Raw genomic sequence first — 13,143 nt, forward strand, 5'->3', positions numbered from 1 at the left:
AAATCCAATGAATATATTACTTATAGATGATGAGAATAAAGCGCTGGCGCTATTAAAAACCCTCTTGACCGAGCATTGCCCACAGGTTGTTCAAATCTGGACGGCAGATACTCTAGAGAATGGCGTGGCTATAATTCGAGAGCATAAACCTGATCTGGTTTTTTTAGACATTGAGATGCCAGAACATTCAGGCTTAGAGATTCTTGATTTTTTTAAAGATGAGCGTATTGATTTTAATATTGTTTTTTGCACCGCATACAATGAGTATGCGATAGAAGCATTTAAGATAAACGCTGTAGATTATCTCCTTAAGCCCGTTGATATACAAGAACTTCAGGGGGCAATCCAAAAAACAGCATCACTAATTAGTCAAAAAGACATCGGGAATAATATTCTCCAGTTACAAGCCTCATTACAGATGCTCTCTAAAAGGAAACTGGCATTAGAAGTCCCTCGTGGTGTCCTTTTTGTAGAATATACGGACATATTATATTTTGAGGCAGACGGGATGTACACCAATGTTTTTTTAAAGAATAAGAGAAAAGAATGTATTGCAAAACCACTTAAATATTTTGTCGACCAACTTTCAGGAAACGAGGCATTTTATAGACCTCATAGATCGTACTTGGTTAATGTAGGATCCATATGTGAGTTTGTAAAGAAGGATGGAGGATTTCTTATTATGGATGACAAGAAGAAAATTGCCATTTCTAGAGACAAAAAAGATAGCTTTTTTGAGTTGATTTCAAATTTAACTAAATAAGAAGATAGCTTTACGCAACAAATTAGAAGAAACTTCGTCTTACAAATAGGGCGAAGTTTTTTAGTATCCCTATTTTTGGAATGACAATTGTAAATGGTTGAGGTATAACCCCAAAAACAACCAAAATGAGCACAATATATAAACGGAACACATATCTATATGCTATAGTGATGATGGTATTCTTTTCTGCTTTTGCAACAGCGCAACAACGCACAGAAACCTATCAGTCTGGAGAGTGGCTTAAATTCCGTGTGCACTATGGGTTCATTACAGGTGGCTACGCGACGATCGCCGTAAAGGATGAAATGTACGAGGGTAAAGCTGTACATCATATAAAAGGTTTTGGGGAGACTACGGGGATTGTAGGTTTCACCTTTGGAGTAGAAGATTATTATGAGTCGTGGGTGGATAAAGAAACAGATCTACCCTACAAATTCTTACGTAAGATAGATGAAGGCGGGCACACAAAACACAGAGTCATAAAATTTGACCAAACTGCTCAAAAAGCCCACATAGACGACAAGAAACATAATAAACAAAAGACAATCACTACGGAGCCTGGTGTTCAGGATATGGTGTCTGCGATGTTCTACATGCGCAACAGGATGGACACTAAAAACCTTAAAAAAGGAGAGGAGTTTAAACTCTCAATGTTTTTTGATGGTGAGAACTATCCGTTTAAAATGAAATTTTTAGAAAGAGAGACCATAAGAACTAAATTCGGTAAGGTAGAAACCTTAAAATTCAGGCCGCTCGTTCAATCTGGGCGCGTTTTTAAAGAAGAAGAAAGCCTTACAATATGGGTAAGCGATGACGACAATAAGATTCCATTACGCATAAAGGCAGACCTTGCTGTAGGATCTCTTAAAGCAGATCTCGATGCCTTTAAAGGTCTCAAACATTCGTTTAAGATTGTAGTGGACTAAGGAAATCCTTACATTGCAACAACTTTTAATCATAACAGATTTTTATTCCGATTGCAGTATAAATTGGAAGCAGATTTCTGCCTACGCGGAGACACATGAAGATAGAGCCTGATATAGAAAGACTCATCGACGCGCTCGATGATAAATACGAGAAAATAGACCAAGATCTAGATGATCATCTTGAGGGTCTATTACAAAGCAAGCCCATTACCTATTGGGATTACATCCATACAGATGCTTTGCTCAATTTACAATTACCCCGCACAAGCTTTCCAGATGAGAACGTATTCATAATGTACCATCAGGTTACAGAGCTTTACTTTAAAATGGTGCTTTGGGAAATTGAGCAAGTATGTCACCATCCTAATCTTACAGCAACCTTTTTCAGCTCTCGATTGGGTAGGATAAGTCGTTATTTTGATATGCTTACATCTTCCTTTACCATCATGAAAGATGGAATGGATCTCGAGCAGTACATGAAGTTTAGAAAAACGCTCACTCCTGCTAGCGGTTTTCAGAGTGCGCAATATCGTAAGATAGAATTTGCAAGCACCGACTTGATAAATTTAATAGATGCACGCTTTCGCGAAAGCATAGATCGCAATACTCCCTACGAACACGCGTTAGAACATCTGTACTGGCAAGCGGCGGGAAAGGACTATAATACAGGTAAAAAGTCTTATTTGCTTACTGCTTTTGAAGAGAAATATAAAAACGACTTCATTGCCTTTACAAAAGAATATAATACCATAAATTTGTACGCCAAATTTAAGAGCCTACCCAAAAGTGTTCAACAAGACCAAAAGTTGCGTGATGCAATGCGTCACTACGATTACACGGTAAATGTCACTTGGGTAATGTCACATTATAATACGGCAAATCACTATCTTAATAACGGAAAGACACCTGTAGAGGCAACAGGAGGTAGTGAGTGGACAAAGTATATGCACCCTAAATACCAGCGTAGGATTTTCTTTCCCGACGTATGGACGGCTCAAGAGCTGGAAAACTGGGGACAAAATGTTTAATGACTAGAATTTTAATTTTTGTGAAGATAAAACCCCTACTCCTTTTATTATTGAGCGGATTATTAACTATTTCTTGTGGCAATAATCCTGAAGATACTTTAACTCCAGAAGAAATATACAGCGCACCACCCGAGGTGGTAAAAGAATACGGCTTTGTGCTAGACGATTTTACAGTAGAGCGTGACACAGTTCAGAAAGGCGATAGCTTTGGTAAAATCCTTTTTGATGCAAATGTAGATTATGCAACTATTCAAGAAATCTCTGACTCCGTACAGCCTGTATTTGACACAAAACGCATCAGAGTAGGAAAACCTTATGTATTACTAAAAGCAAAGGATACTACAAATGCTGCTCAAGTTTTTATTTACGAACAAAATAAGGAAGATTATGTTGTAGTTGATTTTCAAAATCAAATTAAAGCAGCTGCAAGAAAGCATCCCACCACAGTTTACGAACGTGAGATCTCTGGAGTCATAAATAGTAATCTCTCCTCAACCTTTGACGATTTAGGGGTGAGTGTAAATGTTGCCTATAAAATGGCAGATGTTTATGCTTGGACTATTGATTTTTTTAAACTTCAGAAGGGAGATCGTTTTAAAGTAATTTATGACGAGCGTTTTGTAAATGATTCTATTCCTGCTGGAATTGGAAATATAAAGGCCTGTCTTTTTGAACATAACGGTCGGGAGGTATATGCTTTTAGATTTAAAAATGATTCGCTCCCAGGAGGTGTAGATTATTATGACGAGACAGGTAAAAATCTGAGAAGAGCTTTTCTAAAGGGCCCATTACAATTTAATAGAATTTCTTCTCGATACAATCTTAAACGTCGCATAAAGTATTACGGTTATAAGATCCGTCCTCATAAAGGGACAGACTTTGCTGGAGCTATAGGTACACCAATTCTGGCTACTGCAGACGGAACGGTTACAAAATCGGAGCGTCGTGGGGGCAATGGGAACTATGTAAAAATACGTCATAACGGTACTTATGAGACTCAATATTTGCATATGCAAAAACGTAATGTAAAAGTAGGAGAGTTTGTTCGTCAGGGTGATATTATAGGAACCATTGGAATGACCGGAAATACAGGGGGGCCACACGTATGTTATCGTTTTTGGAAAAATGGGAAGCAGGTAGATCCATTCAAACAGGACCTTCCTGATTCCGAACCTCTCGCTACTGAGTTAATGCCCGCTTTTGACAGCATTCGTAAGCCACTTAAAATGCAATTGGACAATATCCCGTGGTTATCAGAAACATTAGATGACGCTGCAGAAGAAGCAGTAAACGAGGAGCGGCTCCAATAATACCCAACTTTATTATGAAAAACATAAACCCAACGCATACTGCCGCTTGGCAAAAACTACAATCGCATTACTCAGATATAAAAGATATACATCTGCGCGAGCTTTTTGGGAATAGTTCTAGAGCAAGTGAATTTACGATAGCGTGGAAAGATTTCTATGTGGATTACAGTAAAAATCGCTTGGACGCTACAACAAAGTCATTACTTATTGATCTAGCAAATGAAGTAGACCTTAAAGGTGCTATGCAGAGCTACTTTAGTGGTGACAAAATTAACGGAACAGAAGATAGGGCGGTACTGCACACGGCATTGCGTGATGAGAAGGAGTCCGCTTTCGCGAAAGCGGAAGTTTCAAAAGTCAAAGCATCTATTAAAACATTTACAGATGCAATAATTACTGGAAAGCATACGGGGGCAACTGGAAAACAGATTACTGACGTTGTAAATATAGGAATTGGTGGGTCTGACTTGGGTCCTGTGATGGTTGTGGAGGCTTTGCAGTTTTATAAAAACCATCTTAACGTCCATTTTATCTCAAATGTAGACGGCGACCATGTTGCAGAAACCATAAAAAACCTTAATCCAGAAACAACGCTTTTTGTGATTGTGTCCAAAACTTTTACCACGCAAGAAACGTTGAGTAATGCTACGACCGTTAGGGAATGGTTTGTTGAGCATCTCAATGAAGAAGCCGTGGCATCCCATTTTGTTGCTGTTTCTACAAATCTGGAAGCCATTGCAGATTTTGGGATAGCATCCGAAAATGTATTCCCTATGTGGAACTGGGTGGGCGGGAGATTTTCACTTTGGAGCTCCGTAGGTCTGTCTATTGCGCTTGCAGTAGGATATGACCATTTTGAAGAACTTCTTACTGGAGCTTATGAAATGGACGTTCATTTTAAAGAGACACCGTTTGAAGATAACATTCCAGTTATAACGGCACTACTCAGTGTATGGTACAATAATTTTTTCGGGGCAGAGACTGAAGCTATTATTCCTTACACACAATATTTACACAGATTACCAGCATACTTGCAACAGGCCATTATGGAAAGTAATGGTAAAAGTGTGGATAGAAATGGAGAGCGCGTCACGTATGAAACAGGGAATATCATTTGGGGTGAGCCGGGTACAAACTCGCAACACGCGTTTTTTCAACTCATACATCAAGGAACAAAACTGATTCCTGCAGATTTTATTGGATTTAAAAAGTCTTTGCACGGCAAGGAAGATCACCACGATAAATTAATGGCAAACTTTTTTGCACAAACCGAAGCCTTAATGAACGGTAAAACAGCAGATGAGGTTGCTTGGGAAATGGCGGGAAGTACGCTTTCGCGAAAGCGTATAGAACAACTCACTCCTTTTAAAGTATTTGAAGGCAATAAACCTACAACTACCATTCTTATAGATCAACTCACTCCAAAATCTCTTGGAGCATTGATTGCGATGTACGAGCATAAGATTTTTGTACAAGGGGTCGTCTGGAATATCTACAGCTATGATCAATGGGGAGTAGAGCTTGGAAAGCAACTGGCAAAACAGGTGTTGTCTGATTTTCAAAATGTTGAAAAATCGCAACACGATGTTTCTACTAAATCCTTGCTAAATCACTATAAAAATAGCTAATTAACTACTGTTACATCAATAGATTTAATGGTAATTTGAATTAAAATCAATGCATTGTAAATCAGATATTTATGTTGACAAATGCGCATATTATCTTAATAAGTTAACGTAAAGTTAATATTAGGTTGTTGAAGTAATTGTCTAATTTTGTCCAAGCTTAATTCAATTAATCAACACTATGAAGAAAATTACATTTTTATCGTTTGTAGCAATGTTGCTTATGACCGCCGTGTCATTTGCACAAGGGGTTACAACAAGTTCGATCAATGGTCGGGTCCTTGACGGAACAGAAACTCCTCTTCTAGGAGCAAACATTGTTGCAACTCACGTTCCTACAGGATCGGTTTACGGGGCAACAACAGATTTTGACGGTTTTTACCGTATTACTAACATGCGTACTGGAGGACCTTATACGGTGATAATCTCTTACGTAGGTTTCGAAAGTTTTACGAGAGAAGGTATCAACCTTTCACTAGGGGAGTCTGCGCGTATAAGCGCGACACTCGCAGAGTCTCAAAATGCTTTAGATGAGATTGTTATTACTGCAACGCCTAATGGTGTATTTGATGCAAACAAAACAGGTTCACAAACAACTATTAGTAATAGAGAGGTAGAAGCTTTGCCTAATATTTCTCGTTCTATTGCAGATTTTGCAAGATTAACTCCTGAGGCACAACTTAGGGATGATGCTACACTTTCTATAGGTGGTCAGAACAACCGTTACAATGCTATCTACGTAGATGGAGCTGTAAACAATGATACCTTTGGATTATCTGGCGCAGGAACTAATGGGGGTCAAACTGGGGTAAACCCAATTTCTATCGATGCGATAGAGTCTTTCCAAGTAAATGTTGCTCCTTATGATGTAACGATTGGAGGTTTTGCCGGAGGTGCGATTAGTGCAATTACAAAATCTGGAACAAACAAGTTCGAAGGCTCGGCATACTACCTTTACCGTGATCAGTCACTTGCTGGTAAGGATCCAGGAGATTTTGATGATGATGCAGATAGAGAAAAATTAGATGACTTTACTGCAAATACTTATGGTGTTAGAATAGGAGGTCCACTTGTAGAAGATAAATTATTCTTCTTTGTAAACTACGAAGGACAAAATGATGAGACTCCACAACCATTTGACGGGAACTATTCTGGAGAATCTGGACTTGAGGGCGTAAACCGTTTCAGCAATTTCCTTTTGACCGAGTACGGTTACAATGCTGGAGGATTTGCAGACAATACAAGAACATTAAAGAGTGATAAAATTCTATTCAAGTTAGATTGGAATATTAATGAGAATCACAAACTGTCATTTAGAAATAATTATGTTGACGCACTTTCTAGTGGGAATGGGAGATCTTCTTCCAGAACTATAAACTTCTCAAATGGTGGTGTAGACTTTTCATCAAAGGCTAATACTGCTTCTCTAGAATTAAATTCAACTTTTGGATCTGATTATGCAAATAGATTCATTTTTGGTTATACCAGAGTGCGTGATGATAGAAATATAATAGGTGATCCTTTCCCAAGAATTGAAATCAATGATGGGGATGCTAGAATTTTTGCTGGATCAGAACCTTTCTCCACAGCAAACTTGCTTGAACAAGATGTATTTACCTTAACAAATAACTTCCAGATCTTTTCAGGAAGACATACTGTAACTTTAGGTACTCACAATGAGTATAGCGATATTAAGAATGTATTCTTTGGAAGAAACTTTGGTGAGTATACCTATAATTCATTAGAAGATTTCTTTAACAATGATGCAAATGAATTTAGAAGCAGTTACTCTCTTTTAGGAGGTGTAGGTGATGATTCTGTAGGTGCGGCTGAATTTGATTTATATCAATTAGGTTTCTACGCGCAAGATGAGGTTCAAGTATCAGAAAACTTCAGATTAACTGCTGGTATGAGAGTAGATGTTCCTATTTGGGATGACGGTCGTACAAATACAGATTTTGAAACAAGAACAAGAGCTCTACTTGAAGCTGCTGGCAAAGACTTACAAGGTGCAGAAGTAGGTAAAGGTCCAGGATCACGTGCTCATATTTCTCCTCGTATAGGTTTTAATTGGGACGTAAAAGGTGACAAAACCACACAAATACGTGGTGGAGCTGGTATGTTTACATCTAGAATTCCTCTAGTATGGCCAGGTGGCGCTTACAACAATACTGGAAATGTAGTAGCAAATACTCGTATTTTCAGACCAAGAAATGATGAAGACCCGAATAACGTTCCTTCATTTAATCCAGATGTGAACTCTCAGTTCCAGCAAGATAGTCCTTTCCAAGGGAATATCGACCTTCTTGCAAGTGACCTTATGTTGCCACAGACATTTAAAAAGAGTATCGCTATAGATCAGAAATTACCAGGTAATTTTATTATTTCGGGAGAGCTTATTCATAATAGTACCATTACAGGTCTAGAGTTAGAAAACTTAAATTTAGAGGGGCCTCAGTTTACCACTACAGGAGCTGGACCAAGATTGAACTACGGCGGTGAGTTTATAGATGACACATATCAAGGTATTTTCTTAATCTCTAACACAAATGAGGGAGAATCTTACAATGCATCTGTAACCCTTACTAAAAACGTGTATTCATCATTAGTAGATGTTCGATCTTCTGCAACATATTCTTATGGACGCTCAACTGTTCTATTTGAGGGAACTTCTTCCCAGAATATTTCTAACTGGGCATTTAATGAGAGTGTTAATGGTGTAAATGCATTAACGCCATCTATTTCTGATTTCTCTCAAGGGCATAGAGTATTATCTAATGCTGTGATTGATTTCAAATGGAGTAAAAACTTGAAGACGACAATTGGACTTTTCTACGAAGGAGCAGAGGGTACACCATTTAGCTATGTAGTAGGTGGTCGTGGTAGTGAAAATCTTATTGACGATACGGGAGAAGGATTCTCAGCTTTGCCATTTATTCCTAGCACATTTGCAGAGGCAAATCTTGTTGACATTACAGATAGAGATGGTAACGTCGTTTTCTCGGCAGTAGATCAATATGCGGCACTAGACGCTTTCATAGAAGGAGATGAACAGTTGAGAAACCGTCGTGGGAATTTTGCAGAGCGTAATACCTCACGTGCAAGATGGAGTCACGTAATTGACTTAAAATTTGCCCAAGATTTTGCATTTACTTCTGGAGATACGAAGCACACATTTCAGCTTACTGCAGATATCTTTAACTTCACAAACCTCATAAACAAGAACTGGGGAAGAAGATATTTCACAAGTGGATTTGATACGGCAACGTTATTGAATTTTGAAGGTTTTGCAGATGATGGAACAACACCTCAATTTACATTTAATGATCGTGTAGAAGGTGGTTTGAACAATATCGATGATGCTGGCCTTCGTTCTTCAAGATGGCAGATGCAAGTTGGACTACGTTACATCTTTAACTAGTATTCAAGACTTTTACGCTTTCCTGCCTTTGCCGGCAGGCAGGCGCGAAAGCGGAAACTTCATACATACTCAAACGTCGCTCACCTCGAGCGACGTTTTTGTTTCAACAAATTTGTAAAATGAGATTGAGCCGAATGAAGTATCTTTACAAGACAACCACAAAATCATAAAATATGTATCAAACTGTACAATTCATACACTCTTATTGGGCATACCTAGTACTCGCAGTATTAGTAATCGCAACGATAAATTCTCTAGCTGGATTTTTTTCCAAAAAAGAATATGGAGCAAAGGATATGCGTCTTGCACTTTTCACACTAATTACGATGCACTTACAGTTGCTTATTGGGTTGGTGCTTTGGTTTGCTTCACCTAATGGGATGAGCGCCTTGGGACAAGAAGGAACGATGAGTAACTCTACCTCAAGACAACTTGCATTAGAGCATCCATTGTTAATGATTATTGCGGTGGTTTTAATTACTGTAGGATACTCTAAGCACAAAAAACAACGGTTATCTACACCTAAATTTAAGAAACTTGCTATTTTTTATACACTCGGATTAATTGCTGTTCTAGCAATCATACCCTGGGCGCAATGGCTTTAAGAGAGCTATGATAGTTAAAAAACAGAGGAGCGCAATGGCGCTCCTTTTTTTATAGAAAAGACATTCTAATGACTCCATTCACAGTCGTACCTAGAGATTCTTGAGAGAATGATGCAAGTGTATTGTTGTTTGATACTCTAAAGAAATTTGCAATCACATTTTCTTGATTGGTCACATTCCACAGGGATGCACCTAGTTCTAGCTTAAAGTTAGCCTGCGTTACAAGCGTATAGTTTGCCGAAAAATCTACGCGCATATAGGACGCGAGTCTATCGCTATTCACATCTTGAAAGTTAATTGTGCCAGATACTACGGGTTCCCCAATTACAGGAAACGTAGTAGGTTTTCCTGAACGCCAATTCCATCCGGCAGACAGTTTGAGCCTGTCAATGGCATAGGTTGTGCCCAAAGTTACTGCGTGGGTAATATCATAATTACTTGGAAATGTATTTTCTGGGAGCGAATCAAAATGATAGGTATTATCCATAAAACCGTAGCTCAGCCAGGAAGTAAAATCGCCACTCCTTTTCCTTAATAGTACATCTACGCCGAGGACGTCATAATTCCCTATAGCTTTTTGAAACTCATACTTCGTCTCAAAACCTTGACTTTGTGCGGTAATGCCCTCCACAGCTTTAAAGTATCCAGTTACGTCTGCCAGCCAACCCTTTTTTTCAAAGGCAACGCCTAGGGAAGCTTGTGCGCTTTCCATTACAGGAATTTCTATTCCGTCTGCTAGGCGCCAGCGTCTTTTTTCTATTCCTAAAAAGTCGTTTTGAAAGTTAATGACTTGAGAAGTGTTTTGGTGCTTCATTTCGGCCTGCGCTTGCAGAGTGAGTGCGGAGCTTAATTTTTGACGTAGGGATATTCTAGGCTCAATTAACGATTTCTGGAATTTTTCGATGTAATTATAACGCATTCCGAGGGAGAGGTTTGTTTTTTGCGAAAGCGAACTGAATCCCGCTTGCGCGAAAAGTGCGTGCTCACGAACCACCTCAGAAATCTTGCGTCTAAAGAATGGGTCGTCCACATCATCCAGATTTGTAACTCCAGTCTCAACAAACTGATAGCCACCCAAAAGATTCCAGCGCTCGTTAAAACCGAGCTCGTGAGACAACCGAATGCTGGTCTCTGAAACTATATTTTCCTGTAAAAATCGCTGGTTCTCAAGCACATTGGCATTCCGAGCACGGAGGGTATAATCCGTCTCATAAAGCTGTATGGTAGACGCTGACGTGTCGCTCCACTTGCGTTTGTAATCTACGCCCCCGGCGATACTGTTCTGGGTGAGTAGACTTGCTCTAGTGCGATCCATATTGTTTATGAGTGCGCTCTCGTTAAAGTCGAGCGAATTCCCTATAACGATAAAATTAAGTTGCAAGCGGTCTTTGGGACTGATATTGTAAATCCAACGCAAGGAGGTGTCGTAAAAGCTAAAACTCTGGTCTGCATTTATGATACTCGCTTCATTATTTTCGACTTCTGTATTTTGCGAGATGCGGTCAAAATAGGTATCGTAGGTAGGAGTGCGCAAGAAATCGCTTAGCGAGTGTCGCCCAGCAACTTGCAATGAAGAATGTTTGCCAGTGGGGAGGTCTATAAAACCTTCAGCGCTCAGGAAGTTTATGGCGATATTGCCGTGTGTGTTTTGAGTGACTTTATCATCTGTAAACATAGCGAGGGTGCCAGAGGTGCCGTCTGTATATTGTGCGCTTGTACCATTTTTTACAATCGTAACCCGCTGTGTAATCTGCGGATTAAAAGCCGAGATAAGCCCAAAAAAGTGTCCAGTTTGGTACATCTTGATATTGTCCCAGAGAATAAGATTTTGGTCGTTTGCACCGCCTCGTATGTTAATATTTGAAACCGTTTCGTCTGTGCTCGTTATCCCAGGAAGGGCTTGCGTGGTTTGCAATACGTCGTTCTCTATAAGTCCGGGTAACAAGGTGAACTCATCAAAGTTTATGGCTATCGAGCCGTCATTAATCTTATCCAGTCCCTCTACGAGATACGTCGTGAGGGTAATGTTTTCTAGGGCTATACTAGTAGGAATAACAAAAAAGCTGGAACAGTTTTCTTTTTTAAAATCTGAAAGGGGGATTACACGTGTTTCATAGGCGACGGAGGAAACCTTTACCGGTTCGTTTTCCTTAATGTCTATAGTAAAAAAACCGAAGGAGTCTGTAGTTGTGCTCGTTTGTCCAGAAATTATGGTTGCACCTGTTACGGGATTGCCAGTAGCAGTATCTAACAATGTACCACAAAAGGTGGAAGCACCATAGTTTGAAACGGTTATGATAGAAGTTCCTACGCGGTTGTAACGAAGTTTGGTTTTTAAACGGAGTTCCTGTAATGCCTGCTCTATAGTGAGATGGTTTGTCGAGAACTCTATTTGTAGTGTATTTATATCCTGGACAGCATAATTAAATTGAATATTGTATTCTTTCTCGAGATTTTTAAAAACAGTAGGCAGAGGTAATGATTGCACATCTTGTCCTAAGGCATATAGAGTGCCTAGAAAAAAAGCAAAAAGTAGTAAAACGCTATTGCGCGCGTTTTGAAATAACAACTTCATAAGCACTCTTGATATCATATTCGAGTTCAAGGGGCTGGGTTATGGCATCTAACGCTTCAGTTAGATTGCCGTGTTTAAAAGAGCCAGTAAAAGGTACGCTTTTATTCACATCATTAAACGTGAGATGGACTGGATATTGTCTTTCTAATTCTGTAAAAACTTCGGATGCAGGGGCATCTTTAAAGGTTGACATAGCATTGCGCCACGCAGGAGTGACATTTTCTGTTTTATACCTTGAGAGTTGTGCGTTTCGCAATGCCATACTTTCACCTGGGAGTAGGGTCAAGCTTTCCTCGTTGTAGGTTACTGCCACTTTACCTTCATAACAAGTGACCTCAAAGGTGGTCTCTCGCTGGCGCACATTAAACTCTGTGCCCAGAACTGTAACTGTACCTTGTTCCGTTTTTACTTTAAATTGAGAGCCTTTTTCGACATCAAAAAATGCTTCCCCATCTAGTTGTACTGTTCTTTCTTTATCCCAAGTTTTCGAATTGAATGATAGCGCAGATTTTGCGTTAAGAATTACTTGAGAAGCATCAGGAAGCGTAAGCGTTTCTGTCTGGGCGATTGTTGTTTCAAAAGAGTTATCGCCATTGTCTAAAAAGATATAAAGTCCAAAAATGACTAAAACCGTGGCCACTAGACCTACGGCATATCGCATCCACGCAGAATTAGTGCTGGATTTTTCTTGTTGAGGGGCGTGTAATTTTGAGGCAAGTGCATCAAATGTGGGCGCTTTTACAAACTGTGAAGCCTTAAAATGTTGCGCCTCATCTATAATAGACTGGTGTAGGGCAAAGTCTTCAGACTGCTCAAAAGCCTCCATTTCAGTAGGCGTAAGCTCGTTATTTAACCATTTTTTTATGAGGTAATCTTTTTCCATACTTCCT

General features: G+C 39.4%; 9 protein-coding genes. 7 read left to right on the plus strand and 2 right to left on the minus strand.

Annotation, left to right across the window (positions count from 1 at the left end; all coding sequences use genetic code 11):
- Positions 1–7: 7 nt before the first annotated feature.
- From EAX61_RS03560 to EAX61_RS03590, 7 genes are all read left to right on the plus strand, one after another.
- Positions 8–763: a LytR/AlgR family response regulator transcription factor gene (locus tag EAX61_RS03560; RefSeq protein WP_121916280.1), complete on the plus strand. Its 756-nt coding sequence runs from the start codon at positions 8–10 to the stop codon at positions 761–763.
- A 125-nt stretch (positions 764–888) separates the two neighbouring features.
- Entirely contained in the window at positions 889–1,689 is an 801-nt protein-coding gene (locus EAX61_RS03565; protein WP_201739409.1) for a DUF3108 domain-containing protein, read from the plus strand.
- A gap of 95 nt (positions 1,690–1,784) precedes the next feature.
- The gene (locus EAX61_RS03570; RefSeq protein WP_121916281.1) at positions 1,785–2,717 is read left to right on the plus strand and encodes a tryptophan 2,3-dioxygenase family protein; all 933 of its coding nucleotides are present in this window, start codon (positions 1,785–1,787) and stop codon (positions 2,715–2,717) included.
- Entirely contained in the window at positions 2,717–4,027 is a 1,311-nt protein-coding gene (locus tag EAX61_RS03575; protein WP_121916282.1) for a M23 family metallopeptidase, read from the plus strand. The genes EAX61_RS03570 and EAX61_RS03575 overlap by 1 nt, the downstream gene beginning before the upstream one ends.
- Positions 4,028–4,041: 14 nt before the next feature.
- Complete coding sequence (gene pgi / locus EAX61_RS03580) at positions 4,042–5,655, plus strand: glucose-6-phosphate isomerase (RefSeq protein ID WP_201739411.1); 1,614 nt, start codon at positions 4,042–4,044, stop codon at positions 5,653–5,655.
- A gap of 178 nt (positions 5,656–5,833) precedes the next feature.
- Positions 5,834–9,073 (plus strand): TonB-dependent receptor, encoded by a 3,240-nt coding sequence (locus EAX61_RS03585; protein ID WP_121916284.1) that lies wholly within the window; start codon positions 5,834–5,836, stop codon positions 9,071–9,073.
- Between the two features lie 173 nt (positions 9,074–9,246).
- On the plus strand, positions 9,247–9,678 hold the full coding sequence (locus EAX61_RS03590; protein WP_121916285.1) for a hypothetical protein: 432 nt from the start codon (positions 9,247–9,249) through the stop codon (positions 9,676–9,678).
- A 49-nt stretch (positions 9,679–9,727) separates the two neighbouring features.
- Here the strand turns inward: EAX61_RS03590 and EAX61_RS03595 are convergent, their stop codons facing one another.
- Positions 9,728–12,253 carry a TonB-dependent receptor plug domain-containing protein gene (locus EAX61_RS03595; RefSeq protein WP_161555181.1) on the minus strand — a complete coding sequence of 842 codons (2,526 nt, stop codon included), beginning with the start codon at positions 12,251–12,253 and terminating at the stop codon, positions 9,728–9,730.
- Positions 12,222–13,136, minus strand: a complete 915-nt coding sequence (locus tag EAX61_RS03600; protein ID WP_121916287.1) for a FecR family protein — start codon at positions 13,134–13,136, stop codon at positions 12,222–12,224. The genes EAX61_RS03595 and EAX61_RS03600 overlap by 32 nt, the downstream gene beginning before the upstream one ends.
- Positions 13,137–13,143 lie beyond the last annotated feature (7 nt).

This window comes from Dokdonia sinensis (genome assembly GCF_003688895.1).
Lineage (GTDB): Bacteria > Bacteroidota > Bacteroidia > Flavobacteriales > Flavobacteriaceae > Dokdonia > Dokdonia sinensis.

Bases quoted from the DNA above. Each gene is read 5' to 3' on its own strand.
- EAX61_RS03560 (WP_121916280.1), top strand. From the start codon at position 8: ATGAATATATTACTTATAGATGATGAGAATAAAGCGCTGGCGCTATTA.
- EAX61_RS03565 (WP_201739409.1), top strand. From the start codon at position 889: ATGAGCACAATATATAAACGGAACACATATCTATATGCTATAGTGATG.
- EAX61_RS03570 (WP_121916281.1), top strand. From the start codon at position 1,785: ATGAAGATAGAGCCTGATATAGAAAGACTCATCGACGCGCTCGATGAT.
- EAX61_RS03575 (WP_121916282.1), top strand. From the start codon at position 2,717: ATGACTAGAATTTTAATTTTTGTGAAGATAAAACCCCTACTCCTTTTA.
- pgi (WP_201739411.1), top strand. From the start codon at position 4,042: ATGAAAAACATAAACCCAACGCATACTGCCGCTTGGCAAAAACTACAA.
- EAX61_RS03585 (WP_121916284.1), top strand. From the start codon at position 5,834: ATGAAGAAAATTACATTTTTATCGTTTGTAGCAATGTTGCTTATGACC.
- EAX61_RS03590 (WP_121916285.1), top strand. From the start codon at position 9,247: ATGTATCAAACTGTACAATTCATACACTCTTATTGGGCATACCTAGTA.
- EAX61_RS03595 (WP_161555181.1), bottom strand. From the start codon at position 12,253: ATGAAGTTGTTATTTCAAAACGCGCGCAATAGCGTTTTACTACTTTTT.
- EAX61_RS03600 (WP_121916287.1), bottom strand. From the start codon at position 13,136: ATGGAAAAAGATTACCTCATAAAAAAATGGTTAAATAACGAGCTTACG.